This is a genomic window from Streptomyces sp. 8N706 (assembly GCF_052245415.1).
Classification (GTDB): Bacteria; Actinomycetota; Actinomycetes; order Streptomycetales; family Streptomycetaceae; genus Streptomyces.
Genome location: NZ_JBQQBW010000100.1, coordinates 1 through 23,730, shown reverse-complemented (window position 1 = coordinate 23,730; position 23,730 = coordinate 1). Strand labels below are relative to the sequence as shown.

The window sequence follows — 23,730 nt, the reverse complement described above, 5'->3', positions numbered from 1 at the left end:
AGACAACGGAGCTCCCTCGAACTGCGACTTCGACACTCACAGTCCGACAGGGGCTCCGTTGCCACGTCAACCCAGCCCATCTCCGCCCTTGACACGCCACGTCCCCCGGCTAACTTCCCGGTCTTGGCCTAAAGCCGTGGAGCCGACCGCCCACGGAGGGTGTGTCTCCCGCTTCATGCCCGCTGCCGCTAGCGCGCCGCCGGGCGCGGCCAGCCGGGGCGGAGACAGGAGGCAGGCCGCGCCGCATAGGCGGCGCGCGCCCGCGCCGTGCGCGGGCCTTGAAACCGTAGAGAAAGTTGTTACTCAGGCTTCCTGGATGCGCCAAACCGGGGCCGTGTACTGCTCCGGGCGACTGCTGATCAATAGGTCCCTGAGGTCCAGGCGCTGCGTACCGCTCAGGCCGAGAGCCTCGGTGATGCGGCGGAAAGTCGTATGGGTGACTCCGCGGCTGCGGGCTTCGGCCTCGAACTGGTCGAGTTGGTGCAGCACGGCGCCAGCATCGAGCTGTTGCTCCGGCTGGGTGCCGAGCCATGCGGCTTTGTTGCGCTCGTAGTCGATCTCGGAGTATCCGCAGATCTCACGGCTGTGCTGCTCTGCCTCTTCAAGGCTCTCGGTTGCGAGGATGGCGCGGGCGAGCTGGTTCCGGCTGAGAGCTTCGTCCAGATCCACTTCATGGACCGTGGGTCCCTCGTCTGTGAGCGGGACCGGTAGCCCCGCGTCCCTGACTTCGCACAAGCCTCGGACACCTCGGGCTGTGGCCGCGAGCATGGCTGTGGCCTCGGAGGGGTGCCACTCCAGTACCGAACTGATGGGCTCCACGTGGTCGGCCGTGAAGGTTAGGACGAGCGGCCCCATGAGGTTGCGGAGTTGGTCGGCTGGGACTTCGCCGTCCAGGCCGGGGCCGGCGACCAGGAGCCGTACGGGTGCGTTGACTTGGCAGCAGGCTGCGAGCGTGAGTGCGTCGGCGAGTGGGCTGCGGAGCGTTGGCTCGTTGCCCTGGGCGAGGATGTCGCCCCCGACGTCGAGGAGGTCGATCGAAGCGGGGGCCAGGTGCTCGACGAGTTCTTCGAGTTGGCGGGTGATGCCCTCGGTGCCGTGGTGCGGGTCGATGAGAGCAAGGGTGTGCGGCAGCTCGGCAGCAAGTCGGGGGAGTGTTGAGCCCGCGGGAGCGATGGGCTTCGCATCTGCGGGTACGGCCTGGACGCTTCGGGTGAGTGGTCTGAGGCCGGCGAAGCTGGCCGGTCCTCGTGGGCCCGGTACCGGGTCGATCAAGAGGCGATCCCACGCGTAGGTGAGGATCACTGCCGGGCTCTTGCCGCCGTACAGGGCGGCATCGAGCATTGCGGCGGCGACAGCGTCGCCCCCTCCTCCTGCTGCCACGATCAAGCGCGTCACTGCGTCAGCGTACGGGCTACCGGCCTGCCACTCACTCTATAGTGGCCACTGGCAGTAGCCACTTAGGGAGGGGTTTGGATGCCGCGGATTGAAGAGGCCCAGCCCAAGTACCTGCAGATCGCGCACCACATCCGCGATCAGATCCTGCGGGGGGACTTGCGGCCGGGGGACGAGGTTCCGTCGGAACGACAGTTGGCGGTCGACTGGAGCGTGTCACGGCCGACGGCTGCGCGGGCTCTGGAGGCATTGAGCCATCAGAGCTTGGTCGAGAAGCGCCAGGGCTCGGGTACGTACGTGCGCGGCCTGGCCGTGAATCGCCGTGCCCGGGAGCTCTACGGCCGTGCCAAGCAGACGGGCAAGATCTACACCCCAGGTGAGTACGCAGTGATCACCTCGGCGGGCTTGCTCGAAGCTCCGGAGCATGTTGCAGAGGCGCTGAACCTGGCGGCTGGCACGCGTGCGGTTCACCGGCGGCGCGTGACGAACAACGAGTCAGGGCCGATCACCCTGTCCACGTCCTGGTTTGCTCCCGAGGTGGGGGAGCGGGCGCCGAAGCTCATGGACCCGGACCGCATCCGGGAAGGCACGCTCATGTACGTCGAGAACATGACCGGACGGCAGGGCAGTTACGCCGAGGACCGGATGTGTGCTCGGCTCGCTACCGACGAGGAGGCTGCGGACCTCCAGTTGGGCTCTGGGTCTGCGGTGTTGATCGTGCATCACGTGGTCTATGACCTCCAGGATCGGCCTCTGGAATTCGCCGAAGCGACGTACCCGCCCGGCCGTTGGGCGTTCGAGCAGGGTTACCCGATCGGCTAGAAACTCGCCGCATCTCCCCTCAACCGCTTGCTAGTTGAGGTGGCTAATGCCACTATCCAGTAAGTGGCTAAGGCCACTTACTGGAAGGGGGCACGAGTGTGGGTCAGGGGCATGCGGGGTCAGGTCGTACGGCGCACGCGGTATGTCGTGGATGCCGGGGCCGGGGTTGGAAGCATGTGGGCTCCCGCTCCACCCTGGCGCTCTCTGCGGCTGCTGGTCGCGCTCGTGCTACGTCGAAGCGGCGCTGTCTGGACTGCGACGGCACCGGTAGGGAGTAGCGAGGCGGATGAGCGATACCGATGCCGGCCGCAATGGCTCGGGCTCCGAGCCCGTATCCATCGGGCGGATGACGTTGTACCCCGTGCCCGAGTCCGTACCGCGGGATGATCTCCGAGCTGGTCACGAACGCGATCCTCTACGGTAAAGCCGAAGATCCTTGGCGGGTCCGCGTCGAGTGGTGGCGGGTCGGGGATTCCCTGCGCGTTGATGTGCACAACCCCGGCTTCCCCGCGCGGGTGCGCATGCGGCAAGCCACTGCCCACGATGCGCACGGACGGGGACTGTTCCTGGTCAACACCCTCGCCGACTCCTGGAGCGCTGGCCCGAGTCCCTTCGGCGGCACCATGGTCACATTCTTCGTGGACGAGGCTTGGAAGCCCTGACGTACCCGGCCCTTTCTCCGTGCATGGCTACCGAGTGCCTACTCACGTGAGTAGGCTGGTTGACAGGTTGACTTGGCGGATTCTGAGGCGGGGCCTATGGCGTACGAAGTGGCTGCACCGAAGTATGTGCGGCTGGCGCAGACGCTCCAACGCCGGATTGAGGACGGAACGTATCCGCCCGGCAGTCTCGTGCCCAGCGAAAACCAGCTGGTGCAAGCCTTCGGCATGTCCCGTCCCACGGTCGTCCGGGCCCTGGACCTACTCAAGCGCGATGGCTGGCTGGAGTCCCGCCAGGGGTACGGCACGATTGTTCGCGGTCGTCCGGAAGTGGTCGAGCAGAAAGACCAGCGGGGCCGTGAAGCCCTGGAGCGTGACGAGTCGGCCGCGTCTGGTCGGCTGGTCGGGGTCGATCGGGTGCCGGTGCCACCTCGCGTGGCTTCCATCCTCGGCGTGCCGAAGCGAACCAAGGTGCTCGTGCGGCGTCTGCTGATCGAGGACGACGGGGAGCCGGTCGAGCTGGTCTCGTCGTACTTCCCCGCCGGCCTAGTTGACGGCACGGACCTCGCCGACTCGGCTCCGCTTCGCGAGAGCCTGCGGGCGCACGTGGAGACTCGCAAGAAGGTCCGTTTCGACCACGTCACCGAGAGGGTCTCTGCGCGCCTGCCGAGCCCCGAAGAGGCAGATCTCCTAGGGCTGCCCAAGGGTGCGCCGGTGCTCAGCGTGCTCGTCGTTGCGTGTGACGTGTCCGGCCAAGCCTTGCAGGTCGCGGACGTGCTGTTGCCTGCTGACCGGCAAGAACTCGAAGACACGTACCGACTGGGTTGAACGTCGGCACGGGAAGCCTTGTCCTCGGTCGCCAGGGTTCGGGGTTTTGGCAGACACGTCCAATCCTTGGGCATGACTCGGTGACTGCGGCCTGCGGCTACGCGCGAGGTTGTCGGCTGGCCAACCTGTAGATGACGTACGTCAGCGCGAGGATGAAATCCACAGCCGCCCACAGCCCGATGATCAGGCCGACGCCGATGGTGGTCCCGACATCTGCGGCGTCCTTGCACAACTGCAGATCGCTTCCCGTGAGGCCGGAGCACTCGGCTGGCATGTTGTCGTTGCTGGCTATGCCGGTGATCACCCAGATCAGGAAAGCGATTTGGACTGCCAGGAAGATCCAGAAGAAGACTCGATGCCTCTTCTTCGGAACGGGGGCGAGCGGATGCGGCGGCCAGTCCTGGTTAGGGGGCTGAGGCTGTCCCGCGTAGGGAGCCTGTTGGCTGTAGTGGGGCGAAGGTGGATTGAAGCCACGTGCGTCCCACGTGTGTGGTGACGGAGCTCGACGGTGTCGCGCACGGTGCAGCTTGCTCATGATCCTTTCCTTCCATGCGCTCCTGAGTCCATCTTGCTCCCGTAGTGGTGATGGTGCTCAGCCCCGACGTCCTGCCTCCGCCGTTGCCTGACTTCGAGAGGGCCGCAACGTGTCTCGGTCGGTGCGTCGTCGAAGCAACATCGTGAGATGACTTGACAAGTCAACCTGACGTCCCTAGCTTCGAACTTGCTAAGTCAACCTGTCAGGTGCTGGCGGAAGTCTATGAAGGAGAAGTTCAGTGCGTGTGATCCGAATCGATGCCTCGGCTGCGACGATCCTGATGACTGAGGCGCCGTCGCCGAAGGTGCGGGATCGCCAGACCGGGGAGATCGCCAAGGACGCCGTGAGCGGCGAAGAGTTGATGACGGTCGGCGTGGTCTACATCGATGAGGGGGAGTCCTCCCTGATCTCGGTGACCATTCCGCAGAGCGGGGTCACGGACGGCCTGGCTGTCGGTGCCCCCGTCTCGCTGCCGGGTCTGATCGCCCGGCCCTGGGAGTCCGTTTTCAACGGACAGGCGCGTCACGGCATCGCCTACCGGGCGGCTGCCGTGGCCCCGGGAGCCTTCCCAGCCGGGCAGGAGAGCTGATCTCATGTCCGACCTGATGACGCTGGTCGAGCTGGGTGGGCCGCTCACTGCCATAGGTGGGGCGGCCTACGCCCGGAAAGCACACCCGGCGGCCTACTGGACCACCGTGGGGCTGCCGCTGTCGGTGGCGCGGCTGATGGCGTCGTACAGCTCCACCATGGATGCGTGCGGGCTGACCGTTGAGCCGTCCCGGCTGCGGACTCTGGCCGTACGGGCGACCACTCGCCGGGATATCCGTCCCGTGCCTCCTCGTCGGGGTCTGCTCCGCCCGACCTCGACGGGGATGCGGGTCCGGCTTCGGCTGGCTCCCGGGCAGGAACCTGCGGACGTGGCTGCCTCGTGCGAGCGACTGCGGCACGCCTGGGGTGTCCATGCTGTGCACGTCCGCAGCATCAAACCGGGGGTGGTCGAACTGCGGTTGGTGGGCTTTGACGTGCTGCGCAAGGTGAAGATGCCACGCCGCGTCGAAAGCGACTTCCTGGCCGTGCCGGTGGCTCTCCGCGAGGACGCGACAGCGTTTGTCCGCGACTACCGGGCCATCCCTCACGAACTGGTGCTCGGCGCCACGCTGTCGGGGAAGTCGATGTTCCTTCGGAACCTGCTGACCGGGCTGGCGGCTCAGCCGGTGGCCATTGTCGGGATCGACTGCAAGCGCGGTGTGGAGCTCGCGCCGTTCGCCCCGCGGCTGTCAGCACTGGCCACGGACCCGGTCCAAGCCGCAGAAATGTTGCCCGTACTCGTACAGGAAATGGAGGACCGATACGACCTGATCAAGACCAGACAGGGCATCGCGCCGGGCACACCGGACGAGGAGATCACTTCGGACCTGTGGGGCCTGCCGGAGAACGAACGTCCCACGCCGATCGTGCTGTTCGTGGACGAGGTGGCCGAGCTGTTCCTCGTCGCCACCCGCAAGGACGAGGAACGGCGCGACGAGATGGTGACCCAGCTGATCCGGCTCGCTCAGCTCGGCCGGGCTGCCGGGATCTACCTGGAGATCTGTGGACAGCGCTTCGGTGCCGAACTGGGCAAGGGGGCAACCATGCTCCGGGCCCAGCTCACCGGCCGCGTCTGCCACCGGGTCAACGACGAAGCCTCGGCCAAGATGGCGCTCGGCGACATCGCCCCTGAGGCGGTCCAGGCCGCCTCCGCCATCGCTGCTGAGCTGCCCGGCTTGGCCGTGGTCGGCGACTCCTCCGGCGGCTGGTCCCGCATCCGTACCCCGTACCTCTCGCTGGCCGACGCTGCGGCCATCTGCCGCGACACGGCTGACCACGTCCCGGACGTACCGGCCCTGGAGCGCTTCCGGCCGCATGTCCCGGCCTCACCGCTGACCGGCCCGATCCCGGCGGCCAAGCCGCGTCCCGCGACCGGCTGAACCACATCCCCCGCATAGGTCGGCGCGACGCCTCGCGCCGAGTCCCTACCCCCGCCTTGCCCGAAACCGAAACGAAGGACGTGATCAGAGATGTCCGAACGCCCCTCCGTGGACGAGATCAGCGCGTTCCTGGCAGACGTCAGGGCCAGCCTCACTGCTGACGGCAGCTCGGCTGGCATGGCGGCTCGTAAGGCCAACCTGCTGGAACGGATCGCCGCCGCCATGCCGGGCGATACGAAGGCCACTGAGGCAGCTCGCCTCGCTCGGGCCGCCGCCGATGAGGCCGAGGATCGGTGAGCACGATGCCCGCCCTGCCCGTCCGTGTCGACGCCGTACTGATCCAGGCGGTCATCGCCGCCGCGCTGTCCTTCGCGCACCTGCACGATCTCGCTGTTGCCGCCGGACAGGACGGCTGGAAGGCGTGGGCCTACCCGGTCAGTGTCGACCTGCTGTTGGTCGCCGCCTGGAAGCGGCTGAGGTCCGGCTCGTCGAAGGCGGCCGGATGGTCCTGGTTCCTGGTTGCGCTCGCCGCCAGCCTTGGGGCGAACGTCGCCACCGCCGGACTGCTCGACCTCGACAACGTCCCGGCCTGGCTCCGCATCCTCGTCGCTGGATGGCCGGCGGTCGCCTTCCTCGGCGGCACCCTGCTCGCCCACGGCTCCGCTGCCGACCGCACGGCAGCAGTCGCCGAGCCGAACGCACCCGCTAATACGGCGCCTGGCCCGAAAACCGTGCCCGAGGTCGCGCCCGAGCTAACTGCCGCCGCTGGGCCCGCCGCTGAGCTGAATCGGGTTCCTGACGCCCTCGTCAACCACGCCCGGAAGGTCGCAGACGACCACCAAGCCCGCACTGGAGCACCCATCGACACCGCCACACTCCGCGCCCGACTCGGCGTCCCGGTCCCGCTCGCCGAGGCCATCGCCGCCCGCATCGCCTGACCCACAAGGAGCCCGCCCATGCGTCCGACCACTCTCCGCGCCCTCAAGCGCGCGGCCGAACTGACCCGCCAGAACCGCTTCACCGAGGCCGTGCTCGTTGCCGAGCCGGTGATCCTCAACGCCGACGACCAGGAGGGCGCTGAGATCCGCCGCTGGCTCACCGAGCACACCGTCGACTTCACCAAAGACAACGAGGTCCGCTGATGCCCGCCCAGCCGCACTTCCGCCGCGTGATCCGTATCGGCCCCGTTCGTGTCGGCACCTACTACGACAGCCGGGGCCGTGAGAAGCACACCGCCGCCTGTACGGCACCGCGCTGTGGCTTCTCCACCGATTACGACAGCCGCGCCGCCGCCGAACTGGCCGCCCGCACCCACCGCTGTTCCGTCCGCTGAAAGGAGCTGGCCCGTGACCGTCTCCCTGCCCCTCGTCTTCGTCCTGGGCATCGTCGCCTGGGCCGCGATCAAGTTCCTCGGCATCCGCCTCTGGGTGGCCGTCGTGATCGCCCTCTTCGGCTTCTGGCTTTCCCAGACCTTCCTGGCTCCGGTCATCGAATCCGGCACGCGCACCGGAGTCGACGTCGTCAACGGCACCAACGACTGAGAGGAGATCGACCATGCTGCTCCGCCCGAAGCTCCCGGATGCCCCACCCATCCCGACCGCCCATGTGATCACCTCGGCGGTGCCCGCCGAGCATCACCACGCCCCGGCGGCCTGCCCCTGCCAGCACACCCCTGCTCCTGCCGCTGGCCGACCCGTCGCCCCATACGTCGGGCTCGGAGTCGGCGCCGTCGCCGCCGTGCTCGTGGTCGGCGTGGTGCTCACCGCGCTCCTGGCCACCGTCGCCGTCACGGCCGTTTCCGTCTCCATCGCGGCCCTGGTGCTGCGCTCCCTGATCAACGGCGCACACAAGCGCTGACCGGCCTGCCGGGGCGGCCTCGATACCGCCAAGCATCCCGCCGCCCTGGCAGGCACGGACCCTCCCGACCAGACAGTCGAAAGGACAGCTCCATTACTACCGGACACGCTCCGCCCCCGGTGGCGGACCTGGGCGCCCTCGCCTCGCTCGGCAACATGCCCGCGCTCGTACGACAGCTGCGGGGCCTCGGCGGCTGCACCCGACCCGTACGCCTCGACGGGCACCGCACCGAACACGAACTCAACCCGCGCACCGGTGAGATCGGCCGGGTGCTGCACCGCCTGGACTCGACGACGCTTCCCGCCGGTCACCTCCTGGTGCGCTGTAACAACCGCCGGGCGACCCGCTGCGCCGCGTGCGCGGAGGTCTACCGGCGCGACACCTACCACCTGATCACCGCCGGACTGCGCGGCGGCAAAGGCAACCCCGAAACCGTCGCCGCACACCCCCGGGTGTTCGCCACCTTCACCGCACCCGGCTTCGGCCCGGTTCACAGCCGCCCCACCGACCGGCGCGGCACCGTACGCCCCTGCCGCTGCGGCACGCTCCACGACCAGGAGGACGACGCCCTTGGCACGCCCCTGGACCCGGCGACGTACGACTACGAAGCCGCGGTTCTGTGGAACGCCCATGCCGGGATGCTCTGGCGACGCTTCTCCATCTACCTGCGCAGGGAGGTCGCCAAGCGGGCCGGACTCACACAGCGGGACTTCCCGGACTACGCCCGTGTCTCGTTCGCCAAGGTGGCGGAGTACCAGAAGCGCGGCGCCGTGCATTTCCACGCCGTGATCCGCATCGACGGCCCGGACGGCGGCATGAGTGAGCCTCCGGCCTGGGCCACAACCGAGCTACTGACCGACGCAATCCGCTCAGCGGCTGCGAATGCCCTGGTGATCGGCCCCGTTGTCGACGGCCGGGCTCACACCTTCGCCTTCGGCCGACAGCTCGACGTGCGCCCCATCCGCTCCGCCGACTTCGACGGTCCGGCTGAACTGACCGAACGCGCGGTCGCCGCCTACATCGCCAAGTACGCCACCAAGGGCGCCGAGACCGCGACCGGAACCCTGGACCGGCCGATCAAGTTCCTCGCCGAGCTGGCACAGGCGCGGATCACCGACCACGCCCGGCACATGATCCGCACCGCCTGGGCGCTCGGCGGCCGCAAGGACCTGGCGGACCTGAGGCTGAGGGCCTGGGCCCACATGCTCGGCTTCCGCGGCCACTTCTCCACCAAGACCCGCCGCTACTCCACCACCCTCGGCGCACTCCGCGACGCCCGAGCCCAATGGCGCCGCGCCCAGGCCCTCGCAGCCCTGCCGGACGAGCGGCGGCCCGTCCGGCACGACCAGGAGGAGGAGACGACGTACGTCCTCGCCCACTGGGTCTTCGCCGGCACCGGCCTGACCCGCGGTGAGGAGTGGCTATCCGCCTCACTCGCCCCCGCCCTCGGAACGGAAGGAGAGACCACCCATGGCTGAGCGTCTTCTCTCCGTCGCACAGGTCGCCGAGCGGCTGGGGACGACTGAGCGCTTTCCCCGTCGCCTGATCGCAGAACGGCGCGTGACGTTCGTCAGGGTCGGTCGACACGTCCGTATCCCCGAAGGCGCGCTGGCGGCCTTCATCGACGCCAACACGGTCCAGCCCGTACGGCGTCGTCGGCCTCGGTACGGGAGGGCTGCCTGATGGGCAACAAGAAAGGAAATCGACGCCGTTTCGGCGCGGTCCGCCAGTACCGGTCCGGTCGGTGGACGGCGAGCTACCTCGGACCTGACGCGCACGAATGCCGCTCGCCCGAGACCTTCGCGACGAAGCGGGATGCCGAAGTCTGGCTCTCCCAGATCGAGGCTGACCTCACTCGCGGCGACTGGCAGAATCCCGACGTCGGCGCGGTCAACTTCAAGGTGTACGCGCTGCAATGGGTCCATGAGCGTGGCCTGTCCGCCACTACGGAGGAGCTGTACCGCCGACTGCTCCGGCTGCATATCCTCCCGACCTTCGAGGGCTGGGACGTGGACGAGATCACCGCGCCACGTGTCCGCACCTGGAGGGCTGAGCGGTTGGCCACTACGGGTGCGGCGACGACAGTTGCCAAGTCCTACAGGCTGCTCAAAGCGGTCATGGAAACTGCGGTCGATGACGAGCTGATCCGTCGCAACCCCTGTCGTATCAAGGGCGCGGGCAAAGAGAGCGCCACAGAACGGCAGATCGCCACTGTCGCCCAGGTGGACGCGCTTGCCAACGCGATTGGGCCGCGCTGGCGTCTCATGGTCTACCTCGGTGCGTTCGGCCCGATGAGGCCGGAGGAGCAGGCCGAGCTTCGTCGCAAGGATGTGGACCTGGAGGCCATGACCATTCGCGTCCGGATGGCCGCGCCGGAGCTGACTAATGGGCGCCGCGCTCCCGGGGATACCAAGTCGGATGCGGGCAAGCGGCTCGTGGTTCTGCCTGCCTTCCTCCGTACGGATCTGCGGCGTCATCTCGACTGGTACGCCGAGAAGGGGCCGGACGGACTTCTGTTCGTGGGGGAGAAGGGGAAGCCGTTCCGGCGCTCCACATTCGGGCGGAAGTGGCGCAGGGCGCGCGGCGTTGTCGGGATGCCAGATGGCTTCCGCTTCTACGATCTTCGTCACACCGGGCACACCCTGGCGACCCGCTCCGGAGCCACCCTCAAGGACACGATGGTCCGCGCCGGGCAGTCGTCGGAGAAGGCCGCGCTGATCTATCAGCACTCGGACCTTGAGCGTCAACAGGAAGTCGCGGGCGGCCTGGACGAGCTGGTGCGGGCCGAGCGTCAGAAGGCCGCCAAGGAAGCCGACGGCAAGCCTTCTGGTGCGGATCTGGTGCAAGGCGCTTAGCGCGGTCTAGACAACAAAGAAGCCCCGGGCCGCTGGCCTGGGGCTTTGTGCTGGAGCGGGTGACGGGAATCGAACCCGCGCTCTGAGCTTGGGAAGCTCATGTTCTACCATTAAACTACACCCGCGTGATGATCCCGCTCGGGAGTCTCACCGTCGCACACTGTACCCCATCGCTGGCCCCCGGTGTATTCGCCGTGGGGTCTTCGTGCTGCTGGGGGTCGTGTGACGGGGCGGGGATGCGCGTATGGGGCGGGGGAGTTGGGGCGTACCGTGGAGTGCGGAGCGCCGCGTGGAGTGACGCCCGGGTCATCCCCTAATGTGGCTTTTGTCGATCACATTGTTGGGGAAGGGACTCGATGGAGCGCACCGTCGTCCGTTGTGCCGAAGGGCACGTGTTCAGCACCGCTTCGTTCCCGTTGCAGAACCTCGGTACCGACCGGCTCGGTCCCGGACGGCTCCTGCGCTGTCCCCGGTGCGCCCGGCTGCGGCACTCGGTGCCAGTGCCGGTCGCCGTACCGGCACCGGCCTCCTCGGCCCCGGGTGAGAGGCGTTAGCGCTCTCGGGACGACTGCCGTGGAGCGGCTGAGCGGCGAGGGGCCCGGCCCGATTGGGCCGGGCCCGTGTCGTCCGCGTACCCTCGAGCCGTGCTTCTCTCTGACAAGGACATTCGGACCGAGATCGACGCGGGGCGGGTGCGGATCGATCCCTACGATGCCGAAATGGTGCAGCCGTCGAGCATCGATGTGCGGCTGGACCGCTTCTTCCGGGTGTTCGAGAACCACCGGTACCCCCATATCGACCCCGCCGTCGAGCAGAGCGACCTCACCCGGCTTGTCGAGCCCGAGGGCGACGAGGCGTTCATCCTGCACCCCGGGGAGTTCGTGCTGGCCTCGACGTACGAGGTGATCAGCCTCCCCGACGACATCGCGTCGCGGCTGGAGGGCAAGTCCAGCCTGGGACGGCTCGGGCTGCTGACGCACTCCACCGCGGGTTTCATCGATCCGGGATTCTCCGGCCATGTCACCCTCGAGCTGTCGAATGTGGCGACGCTTCCGATCAAGCTCTGGCCGGGGATGAAGATCGGGCAGCTGTGTATGTTCCGGCTGACCTCGCCCGCCGAGCACCCGTACGGGTCGGCCAAGTACGGCTCCCGCTACCAGGGGCAGCGCGGCCCCACGCCCTCCCGCTCCTTCAAGAACTTCCATCGCACACAGGTCTGAGGGACGGGGGGAACGGCTGTGAGTGGTGAGCGTGAGAATCTCACCTATCCGCTCTTCGGGCAGGCCATCCGCGAGCTGGCACAGAGTGTCGCGGACGATGGCTACGAGCCGGACATCATTCTCTCCATCGCCCGCGGGGGCCTCTTCGTCGCCGGCGGGCTGGGATACGCGCTCGACGTGAAGAACCTGCACGTCATGAACGTCGAGTTCTACACCGGGGTCGGCACCACCCTCGACATGCCGGTGATGCTGCCGCCCGTCCCGAACGTGGTCGACCTGAGCCAGAAGAAGGTCCTGGTCGCGGACGACGTCGCCGACACCGGGAAGACGCTCAAGCTGGTCCACGACTTCTGCGCCGGGCACGTCGCGGATGTGCGCTGCGCCGTGATCTACGAGAAGCCGCAGTCGCTCGTGAAGTGCGAGTACGTGTGGAGGAAGACCGATCAGTGGATCAATTTCCCCTGGTCCGTCTCGCCTCCGGTGCGCAAGCCGGGCGATACCGTCACGCCGTCCAGGGAAGCGCTCTAGTTCCGGAGAAGCGCTCCAGATCCAGAGGTGTACTGATCAGCTACAACTGATCACCCTGAGCCGTGACCTGCTGCCGCGGTTCCGCACGGGCCGGGGAGCGGTCCGCGAGCCGTCCCCGGCCTGGGAGCGGTCCGCGGGCCGGCCGGTGCGTGCTGATGGCCGGCCCACCGCTGTCTCCGTACCGGTGGGCCCGCCGCTGTCTCCGTACCGTTGATCGTGGAGCTCGTGTCCCCGCGGCGCCGGTCACCCAGGTGCCGGAGGCCGTGCGGTTCTCCTCGGCGCCAGAGCCACCGTGGCGTCGCTCGGATCGGCTCCGGGGGCCGGGCCTCACCAGGACGGCATCATCGCGTCCGGGTAGCGGGATCCTGCCGCGCCCTGCGGCAGGATCTCCTGCACGCGGGCGAGGTCTTCCGGTGTGAGCGGGATGTGCGCTGCCGCGGTGTTCTCGGCGACCCGCCGCGGGCTGCGGGTCCCCGGGATGGGCACGATGTCGTCGCCCTGGGCCAGCAGCCAGGCCAGCGCCAACTGCGTGACCGCGATGCCCTTGGTGTCCGCGAGCGCGGTCAGCTCGCGGATGGCGGCCACGTTCCTCTCGTAGTTGCCGGGTTGCCAGCGGTCGTCCCAGCTGCGCATGTCGTCCTCGGGGTACTCGGCGGCGGGTTTCACCGTGCCGGTGAGGAATCCGCGGCCCAGCGGCGAATACGGCACGAAGCCGATCCCCAGCTCGCGCACCACCGGCAGCACCTCGGCCTCCACGGCGCGCTCGAACACCGAGTACTCGGTCTGCAGCACGGACAGCGGGTGGACGGCGTGAGCGCGCCGGATGATGTCGGGGCCGGCCTCACTGAGCCCGAGGTACCGCACCTTGCCCTCGGCGATCAGCTCGCCGACCGTGCCCGCCACGTCCTCGATCGGCACGTCCGGATCGACGCGGTGCTGGTACAGCACGTCGATACGGTCTGTGCCGAGGTAGCGCAGGCTGTTCTCCGTGACCTCGCGGATGTGTTCCGGCCGGCTGTCCAGCGCGACCCCGAAGTTCTGTGGATCGTTCAAATCGAAGCCGAACTTGGTAGCGATCACGATGTCGTCGCGGAAATCCTTCACGGCGCGGCCGAGCAGCTGTTCGTTGCTGCCGGTGCCCATGCCGTACATCTCGGCGGTGTCGAAGAGGGTGACACCCAGTTCGTACGCCCGGCGGATGGTCGCCAGGCCGCCGGGTTCGTCGCCGGCGCCGTACGCCATGGTCATGCCCATCGTGCCGAGACCGATCGCCCCGACCTCCAGGCCCTGTGTGCCGAGCCTGCGCTTCGGAAGGCTTTTCTCGTGCTGTGTCATGCCTGCAACGCTAGAAGCGCGCCCACCGCACGGTCATGGGGCACACACCGCATAGTATTGCCCAATTCTCTCAACCGGGGAGTTCTCCATGCTGGACCAGCTCGCGGCGGCCATCGTCCGGCACAGCGACGGGCTGTGGTCCGACAGCACGGTGCCCCGCCTCACCCTGGTCGCGCTCGACGAGCCCATCGCCCCCCTCGACCTGCTGTACGAGCCGATGGTCTGCTTCATCGCCGACGGCGCCAAGCGCACCATTGCGGGCGACAGGAGCCGGCTGACCGGCCGCGGCGAGATGTTCCTCAACTCACTCCAACTGCCGGTCACCGCCACCTTCGAGCGAGTGCCGTACCGCTCGGTGGTGCTGCGACTCGACGGCCGGGCGCTCGCCGGCCTGCTGCTGGAACTGGACGGAACAGGCCCGCGCACGCGCCCCGGCCCCGGCGGGCAGATCGCCGCGCCGATGACGCCGGAACTCGTCGACGCGGTCACCCGCTGGGTGCGGCTGCTCGACACCCCGGACGACATCCGCCCGCTCGCAGCCCGTATCGAAAGCGAGATCCTCTACCGGCTGCTCGGCAGCCCCCTCGGCCCGATCCTGCGCCAACTCACGCTGACCGACTCCGGCGCTGCCCGGGTACGCGCGGCGGCCGCGTGGATCTGCGAGCACTACACCGAGTCGCTCGGCATCGACACCATCGCGGCGGTGGCGCACATGAGCACCGCCACGCTGCACCGGCACTTCAAGGCCGCCACCGGCATGAGCCCGCTCCAGTTCCAGAAACACCTGCGACTGCAGGAGGCGCGGCGGCAGTTGGTCGCCGGCAACACCACGGCGGCACAGGTCGCGGAAGCGGTCGGCTACGTGAGCGCGACCCAGTTCAACCGCGAGTACCGGCGCGCGTACGGTCTGCCGCCCGCCCAGGACGCGGCCCGCCTCCGCGGCCGGCCGGCGAACGCCGGGGGAGCCTAGGGCGACACCGGGTGGTGTGCTCGCGGTGGCGTGTGGTGCCGACGGTTGCCGAGGCCCGATGCCGGCGCGCGCTGCACATGGGGAAGCCCGGGGCCGCGGCCCCGGGCTTTCGTTCGTACCACCGTGCAGGCCGCGAAGGCCTTACAGCGTGCCCAGTTTGATCAGTGCCAGCAGCGCGACGAGCTGGATGGCGGAGGCACCCAGTGCCTTCGGCCACGGCAGGTCGTGGGACTTGCTCACCATCGAGGTGAACAGCGCCGCCGCCGCGAACCAGGTCGCCCAGCCCAGCACCTGCACCAGCGAGGTGTCGCCGCCCAGGAACATCGCGAAGAGCAGCCGCGGCGCATCGGTGAGCGACATGATCAGCATGGAGAGGCCGACCGTCGGCTGCCAGGCCCCGTCGCCGCCCATCTGGCGCGCCAGGGTGTGGGTGACCGCGCCCAGCAGCAGGCCGCTGATCACCACGGCGACACCGGTGCTGAGCACCCACGGGATGCTGTTGGACAGCGTGGCGTTGAGGACGTCCTCACGCGCCTGGTCGAAGCCGAAAACCGCGACGAGACCGTAGAGGAAGGTGACGATGAGCGCCGGGCCCCAGACGGGGTAGTCGCGCATCTGCCAGAACGTCGTGCCCGGGCGCAGCACGATGCCGCTCAGCAACTGCTTCCAGTGCAGCCGCGGGCCGGCGGGCGGGGCGGTCGTCCGGCCGGCGCGGTAGGCCCTGCCGTCCTGGCCGCTGCCGTCGTCGTACGGGGGGTAGCCCTGGTCCGGGCCGTAGCCGGGACCGTACGCGTCCGGGCTCTCGCCGATGCTGAACGCCTGTGTGTGTCCTGGGGCGTTGGCGTACGGGTCCGCTCCCTGGCCCTGGCCCGCATACGGGTCGTGGCCCTGGTCCGGGCCGCCGAAGTACTCCGGCTCGTCACGGTGCCCGCTGCCCGGCCCCGGCCCGTAGCCGTTCCCCGCGCCTGGACCCGGCGCGTACCCACTGCCTCCCCCGGGCCCGCCGCCGTACTGCCATTGCTGTTGCGCGTGCGGCGGTACGGGCTGCCCGCCGTACGGCTGTCCGCTCTGCCCGTACGGCTGCTGCCCTCGCTGCCGCGCCTGCTGCTGCGCCGAGCGGGAGTCCCGGCCGCGTCCCATCCTGAATCCAGCCACCATTCGAACGTACCTGTTCGCGCGGAGTGAGGTGCCGTGCCCGCCGGATCGGGACCGGCTTTGCTGCTGAGCTGTGACATCCCTTAGGGGAACCCTGGGGGGATAACCGCAGGCCGAGGCGGTGGGACCGGGGCCGTGGACCACTCTGCGAGGGATCCGGCGCCCATGCCGGTGAGGAGGTGCGAGCCGGTGCCGGTGGGGCCGGACGGGGTACCGGGCAGGCCGCCCGGAACTCCAGGCGGCCCTCCAGGTCCCGGGTCAGATCGCGAATTCCGGGGTGCTGCCGTGGCCCTTGATCTCAACGGAGATCTTGGTGCCGTTCGGGAGTTTCACTCCGTTGGTCGCCAGTTTCCAGGTGAGCCGGTGCGGATATCCGAAGTGGTCCGGTTCGGAATCGCGCTCGGCCTTTTCCCACTCGCCCCACGGCTCGGCCGGCTTGCCGGGCTTCTTGAGAACCTTGCGGACGTAGTACGTGCCCTGCTCCGGGGTCGTGTATATCCCCGAGATGGAGTAGACCGTGTCGGTCGCCGTGTCGGCCGTCAGCACGATGGCGCGCGGCGTCGACGAGGAATCCACGAGCGTGTGCTCCTTTTTCGCGGCGTACGCGGGTGTGCCGACGAACACCGCGGCCGCTGCGATGCCCCCCGTGACGAGACCGGTCACAGCCCTTTGTGAAATGCTCAACTTCCGTCCTTACCCCGTGAGTTGGTCGAAGATCGACGGCTTCAACATAGTCGATTCTCCATCGAACGCAAATTCGGAATCCATAACTCCGCTCAATGCCTTTCAGTGAGCCGCGGGGCAGGGGTGGAAGGAGTTATTCCATGGGAGTGCGGCTGGTTCGTGGCATGCCCGGCCGTAACCTCCGCGGCACGGCGGGGACTGTTCGGAAACGGAGTGATCCGGATATTCCCACAACGAACGGATGCCGTCGGCCGTTGCCTATGGAATCCCGGTATTCCAGCGTTACGCGTTTCCCATCAATGGGTTATCGGCTCCCGGTATTCAGCACACGGAAGCGCCCGCGCGGCCCCCCGTGCCGAGGTGCGGTACCGGAGGTGGCGTCCCGGTGCGTGTGCGGACTCGGGGCGCGGGGGCGCTGACCGACGCGCCCCTCCGATCAGGTGACTTCCGTCCACCGCTGGGCGGAGAGACGGCCGGGTGCCGGACGCCGGAGGCATCGGGGGGTGCACGATGCCGCGTGTGACCGACCGGGAACTGCCGCTGGGAGAACGGGGCGAGCAGTGCACTTCCACGGATACTCATGGACCGGCGACAAGAACCACTTCGACAAGGAGTGGCTCCGCAGAGTGCCGGACGAGCCGTGGACGACGGCCGACCCCGACGCCAACGCCCAGCGTCAGGCCGCCTACCGGACGCTGTCGGAGGACTTCCAGCGCTCGGAACTCCCTCCGATGCGGACGGCGTACTGGCTCATCAAGTCACCGCGGCTGATCCGCGGAACCTGGGAGGACGCCGGGGAGGCGGCGGCGTGGCTGGGCGGTCAACTGGCCGAGTCCGGCGAGTGGTTCGCGTCGTCACGCGACGCGGAACCGAAGCGGAGGGCGCGGCTCGTGGCGCAGGCCGCGGAGAGGCTCGCCCGCGGTGAGGACGTCTCCTACGGCTTCTATCTCCGGCAGCCGTCGTTTCTCTCCCTGGCCGTGGTGGCCTGTTCCCCGAACAAGGACGCGCCCCAGCTGCCCTGCCCGCTGCTGTAGGGCCCGGTACCGCGGCCTGGGGATCCGGGCCCCGGGCGCAGAGACGGCAGCCCCCGGGACGGACCGGGCGCAGGGGGCCGCCGAGCAGCAGTCTCCTCGTCGTGCCGCGCGCCACCACGAGGTCGCGGCAAGACCCGGGGCTGGGTTATCGAACGGACGTGCCCTGCATGTACTGCGGCCAGGCGTGCTGGGTCGGCAGATAGGCAAGCATCTCGTCCGGGATCGTGGACGGGGCCTCCCACCCCGAGACCGGCACGGAACCGCTGTACGGGTCGTAGCCCCCGGACGTGCCGCCCGTGTCCCGGCGGTGCCGGCCGGACCGGTCGTCGGGGGCAGGGGCCGCGGGCGGGGCGGCGAGGCGCCCCTCGGCGGAGAGCTGCTGCACCCGGGAGACCAGCCGGGCGAGGTCGAGACCGAACTCGTCGGCCAGGACGCGCAGATCGATGCCGGACTGCCAGCTGTCGATGAGGACGACGTCCATGGCCGACGTCCACGCCGTCTCGCGGACCATGGGGTTCTCGGGGCCGGACATCATCGAGGTCTCGGGGGCGGCCGCGGGGGCGTCGTAGTACTGCGGGGCCTGCTGGACGTACTGCTGCGCCGGCTGGGGCGCCACCTGCTGCGACACCTGGTGGTTGTAGTGCTGGGGCGCCGCCGGGGCCGGCGCGGGCGCGGGTGTGACGGGCTCGGGGACGGGCTCCTCCTCCGGCTCCGCGGGGGGAGGCGTGGAGGCGAGCACGTCCTCGGCCATGCGCCGGGCGTCCTCCTTGCCCACGGTGCGGCGAGCGATGCGCACTTCGCGCTCGCTCAGCCCGAGCAGGTCGGCGACCGAGCTGTCGCTGCCCACTGTCACGGCGAAGGCGGCCAGCAGCCTCGACCTGTGCGCCTGCGTCTCGTCGAGGGCGCTCTGCGCCGACTTCACGTGCTCGTCGCTGAGGCAGAAGGCCTCCGCCAGCACCGTATTCCGGTTCCACAACTGCCGGGGGTCCATGTCGCGTCCAACGCACCAGTCGGACGCAGGAAATCGTTCCATGGTCATGCTGCACCCGAACAGACCATTCGTCGCACCTATCCCAATAAGGGTAAGTAGCCCATCGGACTTACCCTTATTGGGATAGAAGGCAGTCCGCGCGGTACCGCGCCCTGTACGACCTGCCGGTCGCCCGCACGGGCACCGAAGTGCTGCTGGAGCGGCTCGCTCCGTACCATCGTGCCGGGCATCAGGCCGCCACCTCCGCGGCGACGGGACGGCGGCGCAGACGTCGGAGCCGGGATTGCGGGTGGGGTGTCGCCGGGGGGTGTCCGCAGCCGCGGATAGCGCCGATCAGTGCCCAACTGCGGTCCTCGCTGACCAGTCGTCCATCGTCGGTCAGTCGTCGATCGCCGCGCCGTAGAGGGCGTCCGTCACCGGCGCGCCCAGTGAGCCGCCGTCGTACGTCCACGAGCCCGCGGCCGTGTCGCCCCCGGATCCGGACGGGAAGACCCACACCACACCGTCGTCGGTGTTCTCGCCCGGAGCGGAGGCCGGCAGGTCGCCCGGGGTGTCGGCGGTGAAGCGGGCCGCGGCCAGCCCCGCCACGAAGGTCTCCCCCGCGGTGGGAGCCGAGGACTCCAGCCACTGGCTCGCGGCTCCGTCGAGGCACTGCGCGGACCCCCGGAGGACCAGGATGCCGCCCGCGTCCGCCGCGGTGCCGATGTCCTCCCGCGGGATGCCGACGATCGCGTCGTCGTAGCCGTCGGCGTCCAGGTCGCCCGAGGCCAGGGCCTTGCCGAAGGCGTCGCCCGCTTCGGTGGCGCCGGGCACGCCCGCGGAGTCCTGGTGGATGACCGCGCGGTTCCCGGTGGTGATGCCACGGGAGGAGTCGTACTGCACGGTGACATACCCGGCGCCGCGGTCGCCGCCGACCGCCGCGCCCGGAGCGCTGGTGAGGACGTCCTCGTGCCCGTCGCCGTTGAAGGCGGTGGTGCGGTCGCCGGCGTGGGTCCCGCCTGGGGTGCCTGCGTGGGCGGCGGGAGCGGCGGTGACGGCTGCCCCGGCCGGCAGGAGGAATGAGGCCGCGGCGACGGCGGCAGAAGAGTTCTTGCGTACGGAACGGCACCTTTGATGAGGAATGCCGAGATAGTGCGGGGATGAGCGGAAAGGCCCGTACCTTCCGATGCCTGTATGGCGGCGGGTGGCGCGGAAGGGTTGTACGGGGTGGCGCCCGCGGCCGGGGAGGCGGGCCCGGGCCGCGGGACGTGCGGTCCGAAGCTCTGGGAATCCTCAACTGTGGTGTGACCCAAGCCTCTTGAGGACACGATCGAGTCATGTTCGGAAACCGTCAGCAGGAGACCGTCGTGGTGGTGCTGCGCGACGCACACGAGATCGGCGATGCCCTGGAGCGGGCGCTGGCCACGGCGGACGCGGCCGAACGGCCCGGGCTGGCGCGCGCCGCCGCCATCGTCGCCGCGGAGCGCGGGCGTGATGACGCCGAGGTGCGCGGGCGCTGGGTACGGGGCATGCTCGGTACGTCCGGAGTCGACCCCCGTACCGACCTCATCGCCGCCGTGAAGGCGCTGCGCCGGGCCGTTCCCGGGCTGCGTCTGGCCGCGGCCGTCGAGATGGCGAAGGAGGCCGCTGGGAAGGGGTAGGAACGGGCCGTCGGCCCACCGTTCGCCCACCGGACGTGGGCAGTGTTAGAAATGTGGATATGGCCGGACTTTTCGGCCGATCTTGGGAGCCGTTGGTCCGCCGACTGACCGACCGGCTCCCACGCAGTCGGCGCGAGCGCCCACGTTCGGGACACGAACAGCGAAAACGGAACGAGCACGGTGCCCCACAGGCGTCCCCGGGGCGGCACTGGCGCTTCCTGCTGAGTGTGCGCAGCGTCGCCGGACAGGTGTTCGTCCTGCAGGTGGCGGTCGTGGTCCTGCTCGTGGTCGCCGCCGTCGTGGTCCTCGTGCTCCAGTCCCGGCACGACACCGGGCGGGAGGCCCGTAACCGGTCGATCGCCGTGGCGCAGGCCTTCGCGCACTCCCCGGGACTCGAGCGGACCCTCCGCGGCGCCGACCCCAGCGCGGTGCTGCAGCCCCTCACCGAGGAGGCCCGGAAAGCGGCCCGCGTCGACTTCATCGTGGTGATGGACACCCAGGGCATCCGCTACACCCACCCCATCCCCGACCGGATCGGAAAGAGGTTCGTCGGCACCATCGAGCCCTCACTGGCCGGCCGCGTCCTGACCGAGACGGTCCAGGGCCCGCTCGGTGAGGAGGTCCAGGCAGTGGTGCCCGTGACCGGTGCCAACGGATCGGTCGTCGGCCTGGTGTCCGCCGGACTCAAGGTCAACAGCGTGACCAGCGTGGTCGACCGGCAGCTGCCGATCATCTTCGGCGCCGGGGCGGTCGCACTCGCCCTGGCCACGGGCGGCACCGCCCTGGTGACCAGACGGCTGCGCCGCCAGACCCATGGCCTGGACCCCGCCGAGATGACCCGGATGTACGAGCACCACGACGCCGTCCTGCACGCCGTACGGGAAGGTGTGGTCATCGTCGGCGACGACCACCGGCTCGTACTGGCCAACGATGAGGCGCGCCGGCTCCTCGACCTGCCTCCGCATGCCGAGGGACGGCCCGTCACCGAGCTCGGCCTCGCTCCCCGGACCGCCGAACTGCTCGCCTCGGGGCGGGCCGCGACCGACGAGGTGCACTTGGTGGGGGAGCGGCTGCTGGCCATCAACCACGAGCCGACGGACCGGGACGGCGGCCCCCCGGGAAGTGTCGCCACGCTCCGCGACACCACCGAACTGCAGGCGCTCAGCGGCAAGGTCGACACGGCCCGTACGCGCCTGAAGCTGCTGTACGACGCCGGGGTGCGGATCGGCACCAGCCTCGATGTGGTGCGGACGGCCGAGGAGCTCGCCGAGTTCGCGGTCCCCCGGTTCGCCGACTACGTCACCATCGACCTGGTCGACCCGGTGCTGCGCGGCGACGAGCCGACGGGCACCGGAACCGAGATGCGCCGCGCGGCCGCCAGCGGCATCCGGGACGACCACCCCCTCTACCCGCTGGGCAGGCTGATCCACTTCGTACCGGCGACCCCGCAGGCCTGGGGCTTCTCCAGCGGCAAGGCGGCCATGGAGCCGGATCTGCGGGCCTTCTCCGGCTGGCAGGAGCAGGACCCTGTACGGGCCCGGAAGATCGTCGACTACGGCATCCATTCGATGATCACGGTCCCGCTGCGGGCCCGGGGCGTCGTGCTGGGGATGGCCAGTTTCTGGCGCTCGGAGAAGCCCCAGCCCTTCGAGGAGGACGATCTGTCCCTGGCGGAGGAGCTGGTCGCCCGCGCGGCGGTGAGCATCGACAACGCCCGCCGCTACACGCGGGAGCACACCATGGCGGTGACGCTGCAACGCAGCCTGCTGCCGCGTGTCCTGCCCGAGCAGACCGCCCTCGATGTGGCCTACCGCTATCTGCCGGCGCAGGCCGGGGTGGGCGGCGACTGGTTCGACGTCATCCCGCTGCCCGGGGCACGGGTGGCGCTGGTCGTGGGCGATGTCGTCGGCCACGGACTGCACGCGACCGCGACGATGGGCCGGCTCCGTACCGCGATCAACAACTTCTGCACCCTCGACATGCCGCCCGACGAACTGCTCTTCCACCTGGACGAGCTGGTCGCCCGCATCGACCAGGACAAGGCCCAGGAGGGCGGCGGAGAGCTGATCACGGGTGCGACCTGTCTGTACGCGATCTACGACCCGGCGACCCGGATCTGCACCACGGCGCGGGCGGGCCATCCGCCGCCCGCCGTGGTCCACCCCGACGGCAGTGTGGCCTTCCCCGAGCTGCCCGGCGGGCCGCCGCTCGGCCTGGGAGGCCTGCCCTTCGAGACGGCCGACGTGGAACTGCCCGAGGGCAGCCGGCTGGTGCTCTACACCGACGGGCTCATCGAGGACCGCGACCGGGACATCGACGAGGGGCTGGAGCGGCTGCGTCACGCCCTGGCCCGGCCCGACCGGACGCCGGAGGAGACCTGCGACGCCGTGCTGGAGGCGATGATGCCCGCCCAGCCCGTCGACGACATCGCGCTCATCGTCGCCCGCACGCACGTCCTGCGCGAGGACCAGATCGCCGAATGGGACGTGCCGTCCGATCCCGCCGCTGTCGCCCGGGTGCGCTCCGCGGTGACGCGCACACTGGCGACGTGGGACGTGGACGAGGAGCTGGTGTTCACCACCGAGCTGATCCTCAGCGAACTGATCACGAACGCGATCCGTTACGCCACCGGGCCGATCCGGGTGCGGCTGCTGCGCGACCGCAGCCTGATCTGCGAGGTGTCCGACGCCAGCAGTACCTCTCCCCATCTGCGGCGTGCGGCGATCACGGACGAGGGTGGCCGCGGGCTGTTCCTCGTCGCCCAGTTCGCCGAACGCTGGGGCACGCGCTACACCCCGCGCGGCAAGGTCATCTGGACCGAGCAGCCGCTGCCGGGCGGCGGAGGCCGGGAGGGGGCCGGAGCGGCCGAGGACGGACTGGCGGAGAGCCGGGACTGACCGCGCGGGGCCGGACTGACCGCGCGGAGCCGGAAGGAGACCGCAGCGGCCGAGGAGGGGGCTCGTCGTAAGCCGGTGAGTGCTCGCCGGTTCGCTGGTTCCCCGGAGGACGGTCTCGCCGACAGCCGGGACGGACCGGCCGGCGTACGCAACGCATACGGCCGGCCCCGCTGTCGCGGGACCGGCCGTGCGCTCAGCGCCGCAGACGTTACTTCACCGGCTCGGGCTCCGGCTCGTCGGTTGTTTGGGTGTCGCCGGTGGGGTCGGTGGGTGGGGTTTTGACGGAGTCGAGGAGGAGTTGGGCGACGTCGACGACTTGGAGGGTTTCTTTGGCTTTGCCGTCGTTCTTCTTGCCGTTGAC

Annotated in this window: 27 protein-coding genes, 1 tRNA gene and 2 pseudogenes; 21 read left to right on the top strand and 9 right to left on the bottom strand. The window is 69.4% G+C overall.

The genetic code is table 11. The annotated features are described in order from the left end of the window. Positions 1–303 precede the first annotated feature (303 nt). Positions 304–1,395 (bottom strand): DUF1152 domain-containing protein, encoded by a 1,092-nt coding sequence (locus ACTWQE_RS27420; RefSeq protein WP_443331736.1) that lies wholly within the window; start codon positions 1,393–1,395, stop codon positions 304–306. A gap of 78 nt (positions 1,396–1,473) precedes the next feature. Between ACTWQE_RS27420 and ACTWQE_RS27415 the strand changes: the two genes are divergently transcribed. From ACTWQE_RS27415 to ACTWQE_RS27405, 3 genes and pseudogenes are all read left to right on the top strand, one after another. Continuing rightward, entirely contained in the window at positions 1,474–2,214 is a 741-nt protein-coding gene (locus ACTWQE_RS27415) for a GntR family transcriptional regulator (protein ID WP_443331735.1), read from the top strand. A gap of 346 nt (positions 2,215–2,560) precedes the next feature. Further along, positions 2,561–2,876, top strand: a pseudogene (locus tag ACTWQE_RS27410) (ATP-binding protein). Between the two features lie 96 nt (positions 2,877–2,972). Further along, positions 2,973–3,701 carry a GntR family transcriptional regulator gene (locus ACTWQE_RS27405; protein ID WP_443331734.1) on the top strand — a complete coding sequence of 243 codons (729 nt, stop codon included), beginning with the start codon at positions 2,973–2,975 and terminating at the stop codon, positions 3,699–3,701. 97 nt (positions 3,702–3,798) lie between these two features. On the opposite strand, the gene ACTWQE_RS27400 is transcribed toward ACTWQE_RS27405, so the two are convergent. Continuing rightward, positions 3,799–4,236 (bottom strand): hypothetical protein, encoded by a 438-nt coding sequence (locus ACTWQE_RS27400; protein ID WP_443331733.1) that lies wholly within the window; start codon positions 4,234–4,236, stop codon positions 3,799–3,801. A gap of 238 nt (positions 4,237–4,474) precedes the next feature. Between ACTWQE_RS27400 and ACTWQE_RS27395 the strand changes: the two genes are divergently transcribed. The 11 genes from ACTWQE_RS27395 to ACTWQE_RS27345 all read left to right on the top strand — a co-directional run bounded on the left by ACTWQE_RS27395 (position 4,475) and on the right by ACTWQE_RS27345 (position 10,915). Continuing rightward, complete coding sequence (locus ACTWQE_RS27395; protein WP_443331732.1) at positions 4,475–4,825, top strand: SCO3933 family regulatory protein; 351 nt, start codon at positions 4,475–4,477, stop codon at positions 4,823–4,825. A 4-nt stretch (positions 4,826–4,829) separates the two neighbouring features. Further along, entirely contained in the window at positions 4,830–6,203 is a 1,374-nt protein-coding gene (locus ACTWQE_RS27390; RefSeq protein ID WP_443331731.1) for an FtsK/SpoIIIE domain-containing protein, read from the top strand. Positions 6,204–6,311: 108 nt separating this feature from the next. After that, complete coding sequence (locus ACTWQE_RS27385; protein ID WP_443331730.1) at positions 6,312–6,500, top strand: hypothetical protein; 189 nt, start codon at positions 6,312–6,314, stop codon at positions 6,498–6,500. 5 nt (positions 6,501–6,505) lie between these two features. Further along, complete coding sequence (locus ACTWQE_RS27380) at positions 6,506–7,141, top strand: DUF2637 domain-containing protein (protein ID WP_443331739.1); 636 nt, start codon at positions 6,506–6,508, stop codon at positions 7,139–7,141. A gap of 18 nt (positions 7,142–7,159) precedes the next feature. Then, on the top strand, positions 7,160–7,345 hold the full coding sequence (locus tag ACTWQE_RS27375; protein WP_443331729.1) for a hypothetical protein: 186 nt from the start codon (positions 7,160–7,162) through the stop codon (positions 7,343–7,345). Next, complete coding sequence (locus tag ACTWQE_RS27370) at positions 7,345–7,536, top strand: mobile element transfer protein (RefSeq protein ID WP_443331728.1); 192 nt, start codon at positions 7,345–7,347, stop codon at positions 7,534–7,536. The genes ACTWQE_RS27375 and ACTWQE_RS27370 overlap by 1 nt, the downstream gene beginning before the upstream one ends. 13 nt (positions 7,537–7,549) lie before the next feature. Beyond that, entirely contained in the window at positions 7,550–7,744 is a 195-nt protein-coding gene (locus tag ACTWQE_RS27365) for a hypothetical protein (RefSeq protein ID WP_443331727.1), read from the top strand. Positions 7,745–7,760: 16 nt separating this feature from the next. Further along, positions 7,761–8,060: a SpdD protein gene (locus tag ACTWQE_RS27360; protein WP_443331738.1), complete on the top strand. Its 300-nt coding sequence runs from the start codon at positions 7,761–7,763 to the stop codon at positions 8,058–8,060. Between the two features lie 155 nt (positions 8,061–8,215). Continuing rightward, the gene (locus tag ACTWQE_RS27355) at positions 8,216–9,538 is read left to right on the top strand and encodes a replication initiator (protein ID WP_443331737.1); all 1,323 of its coding nucleotides are present in this window, start codon (positions 8,216–8,218) and stop codon (positions 9,536–9,538) included. After that, on the top strand, positions 9,531–9,743 hold the full coding sequence (locus tag ACTWQE_RS27350) for an excisionase family DNA-binding protein (RefSeq protein WP_443331726.1): 213 nt from the start codon (positions 9,531–9,533) through the stop codon (positions 9,741–9,743). Before ACTWQE_RS27355 ends, ACTWQE_RS27350 begins: the two co-directional genes overlap by 8 nt. Then, the gene (locus tag ACTWQE_RS27345; RefSeq protein ID WP_443331725.1) at positions 9,743–10,915 is read left to right on the top strand and encodes a tyrosine-type recombinase/integrase; all 1,173 of its coding nucleotides are present in this window, start codon (positions 9,743–9,745) and stop codon (positions 10,913–10,915) included. Before ACTWQE_RS27350 ends, ACTWQE_RS27345 begins: the two co-directional genes overlap by 1 nt. A 51-nt stretch (positions 10,916–10,966) precedes the next feature. Here the strand turns inward: ACTWQE_RS27345 and ACTWQE_RS27340 are convergent. Then, positions 10,967–11,040, bottom strand: a tRNA-Gly gene (locus ACTWQE_RS27340). Positions 11,041–11,271: 231 nt separating this feature from the next. Between ACTWQE_RS27340 and ACTWQE_RS27335 the strand changes: the two genes are divergently transcribed. The 3 genes from ACTWQE_RS27335 to ACTWQE_RS27325 all read left to right on the top strand — a co-directional run bounded on the left by ACTWQE_RS27335 (position 11,272) and on the right by ACTWQE_RS27325 (position 12,663). Next, entirely contained in the window at positions 11,272–11,469 is a 198-nt protein-coding gene (locus ACTWQE_RS27335; protein ID WP_443331724.1) for a hypothetical protein, read from the top strand. A 90-nt stretch (positions 11,470–11,559) separates the two neighbouring features. Next, positions 11,560–12,135 (top strand): dCTP deaminase, encoded by a 576-nt coding sequence (gene dcd / locus ACTWQE_RS27330; protein ID WP_443331723.1) that lies wholly within the window; start codon positions 11,560–11,562, stop codon positions 12,133–12,135. An 18-nt stretch (positions 12,136–12,153) separates the two neighbouring features. Continuing rightward, the gene (locus tag ACTWQE_RS27325; RefSeq protein ID WP_443331722.1) at positions 12,154–12,663 is read left to right on the top strand and encodes a phosphoribosyltransferase; all 510 of its coding nucleotides are present in this window, start codon (positions 12,154–12,156) and stop codon (positions 12,661–12,663) included. Between the two features lie 327 nt (positions 12,664–12,990). On the opposite strand, the gene ACTWQE_RS27320 is transcribed toward ACTWQE_RS27325, so the two are convergent. Continuing rightward, the gene (locus ACTWQE_RS27320; RefSeq protein WP_443331721.1) at positions 12,991–13,998 is read right to left on the bottom strand and encodes an aldo/keto reductase; all 1,008 of its coding nucleotides are present in this window, start codon (positions 13,996–13,998) and stop codon (positions 12,991–12,993) included. A gap of 88 nt (positions 13,999–14,086) precedes the next feature. Here ACTWQE_RS27320 and ACTWQE_RS27315 point away from each other — a divergent pair, with 88 nt between their 5' ends. Next, on the top strand, positions 14,087–14,968 hold the full coding sequence (locus ACTWQE_RS27315; protein ID WP_443331720.1) for an AraC family transcriptional regulator N-terminal domain-containing protein: 882 nt from the start codon (positions 14,087–14,089) through the stop codon (positions 14,966–14,968). Between the two features lie 141 nt (positions 14,969–15,109). On the opposite strand, the gene ACTWQE_RS27310 is transcribed toward ACTWQE_RS27315, so the two are convergent. Together ACTWQE_RS27310 and ACTWQE_RS27305 are read right to left on the bottom strand one after the other, a co-directional pair. Further along, complete coding sequence (locus ACTWQE_RS27310; protein WP_443331719.1) at positions 15,110–16,126, bottom strand: YIP1 family protein; 1,017 nt, start codon at positions 16,124–16,126, stop codon at positions 15,110–15,112. A 255-nt stretch (positions 16,127–16,381) separates the two neighbouring features. Further along, positions 16,382–16,807 (bottom strand): hypothetical protein, encoded by a 426-nt coding sequence (locus ACTWQE_RS27305; protein ID WP_443331718.1) that lies wholly within the window; start codon positions 16,805–16,807, stop codon positions 16,382–16,384. 560 nt (positions 16,808–17,367) lie between these two features. Between ACTWQE_RS27305 and ACTWQE_RS27300 the strand changes: the two genes are divergently transcribed. Next, complete coding sequence (locus ACTWQE_RS27300; protein WP_443331717.1) at positions 17,368–17,841, top strand: hypothetical protein; 474 nt, start codon at positions 17,368–17,370, stop codon at positions 17,839–17,841. Between the two features lie 145 nt (positions 17,842–17,986). Here the strand turns inward: ACTWQE_RS27300 and ACTWQE_RS27295 are convergent, their stop codons facing one another. The 3 genes and pseudogenes from ACTWQE_RS27295 to ACTWQE_RS27285 form a co-directional block, all read right to left on the bottom strand. Continuing rightward, positions 17,987–18,874 carry a hypothetical protein gene (locus ACTWQE_RS27295; RefSeq protein ID WP_443331716.1) on the bottom strand — a complete coding sequence of 296 codons (888 nt, stop codon included), beginning with the start codon at positions 18,872–18,874 and terminating at the stop codon, positions 17,987–17,989. A 336-nt stretch (positions 18,875–19,210) separates the two neighbouring features. Next, complete coding sequence (locus ACTWQE_RS27290; RefSeq protein WP_443331715.1) at positions 19,211–19,714, bottom strand: hypothetical protein; 504 nt, start codon at positions 19,712–19,714, stop codon at positions 19,211–19,213. Between the two features lie 9 nt (positions 19,715–19,723). After that, positions 19,724–19,885, bottom strand: a pseudogene (locus ACTWQE_RS27285) (esterase); the annotation flags it as partial. A 263-nt stretch (positions 19,886–20,148) separates the two neighbouring features. On the opposite strand from ACTWQE_RS27285, the gene ACTWQE_RS27280 reads away from it, so the two are divergent. Then, complete coding sequence (locus tag ACTWQE_RS27280; protein WP_443331714.1) at positions 20,149–20,472, top strand: hypothetical protein; 324 nt, start codon at positions 20,149–20,151, stop codon at positions 20,470–20,472. Between the two features lie 59 nt (positions 20,473–20,531). Further along, positions 20,532–23,369 (top strand): SpoIIE family protein phosphatase, encoded by a 2,838-nt coding sequence (locus ACTWQE_RS27275; protein ID WP_443331713.1) that lies wholly within the window; start codon positions 20,532–20,534, stop codon positions 23,367–23,369. Positions 23,370–23,730: the final 361 nt, after the last annotated feature.

Bases quoted from the DNA above. Each gene is read 5' to 3' on its own strand.
- ACTWQE_RS27350 (WP_443331726.1), top strand. From the start codon at position 9,531: ATGGCTGAGCGTCTTCTCTCCGTCGCACAGGTCGCCGAGCGGCTGGGG.
- ACTWQE_RS27375 (WP_443331729.1), top strand. From the start codon at position 7,160: ATGCGTCCGACCACTCTCCGCGCCCTCAAGCGCGCGGCCGAACTGACC.
- ACTWQE_RS27390 (WP_443331731.1), top strand. From the start codon at position 4,830: ATGTCCGACCTGATGACGCTGGTCGAGCTGGGTGGGCCGCTCACTGCC.
- ACTWQE_RS27405 (WP_443331734.1), top strand. From the start codon at position 2,973: ATGGCGTACGAAGTGGCTGCACCGAAGTATGTGCGGCTGGCGCAGACG.
- ACTWQE_RS27275 (WP_443331713.1), top strand. From the start codon at position 20,532: ATGGCCGGACTTTTCGGCCGATCTTGGGAGCCGTTGGTCCGCCGACTG.
- ACTWQE_RS27400 (WP_443331733.1), bottom strand. From the start codon at position 4,236: ATGAGCAAGCTGCACCGTGCGCGACACCGTCGAGCTCCGTCACCACAC.
- ACTWQE_RS27320 (WP_443331721.1), bottom strand. From the start codon at position 13,998: ATGACACAGCACGAGAAAAGCCTTCCGAAGCGCAGGCTCGGCACACAG.
- ACTWQE_RS27280 (WP_443331714.1), top strand. From the start codon at position 20,149: ATGTTCGGAAACCGTCAGCAGGAGACCGTCGTGGTGGTGCTGCGCGAC.
- ACTWQE_RS27380 (WP_443331739.1), top strand. From the start codon at position 6,506: ATGCCCGCCCTGCCCGTCCGTGTCGACGCCGTACTGATCCAGGCGGTC.
- ACTWQE_RS27315 (WP_443331720.1), top strand. From the start codon at position 14,087: ATGCTGGACCAGCTCGCGGCGGCCATCGTCCGGCACAGCGACGGGCTG.
- ACTWQE_RS27310 (WP_443331719.1), bottom strand. From the start codon at position 16,126: ATGGTGGCTGGATTCAGGATGGGACGCGGCCGGGACTCCCGCTCGGCG.
- ACTWQE_RS27370 (WP_443331728.1), top strand. From the start codon at position 7,345: ATGCCCGCCCAGCCGCACTTCCGCCGCGTGATCCGTATCGGCCCCGTT.
- ACTWQE_RS27345 (WP_443331725.1), top strand. From the start codon at position 9,743: ATGGGCAACAAGAAAGGAAATCGACGCCGTTTCGGCGCGGTCCGCCAG.
- ACTWQE_RS27355 (WP_443331737.1), top strand. From the start codon at position 8,216: ATGCCCGCGCTCGTACGACAGCTGCGGGGCCTCGGCGGCTGCACCCGA.
- ACTWQE_RS27415 (WP_443331735.1), top strand. From the start codon at position 1,474: ATGCCGCGGATTGAAGAGGCCCAGCCCAAGTACCTGCAGATCGCGCAC.
- ACTWQE_RS27295 (WP_443331716.1), bottom strand. From the start codon at position 18,874: ATGGAACGATTTCCTGCGTCCGACTGGTGCGTTGGACGCGACATGGAC.
- ACTWQE_RS27335 (WP_443331724.1), top strand. From the start codon at position 11,272: ATGGAGCGCACCGTCGTCCGTTGTGCCGAAGGGCACGTGTTCAGCACC.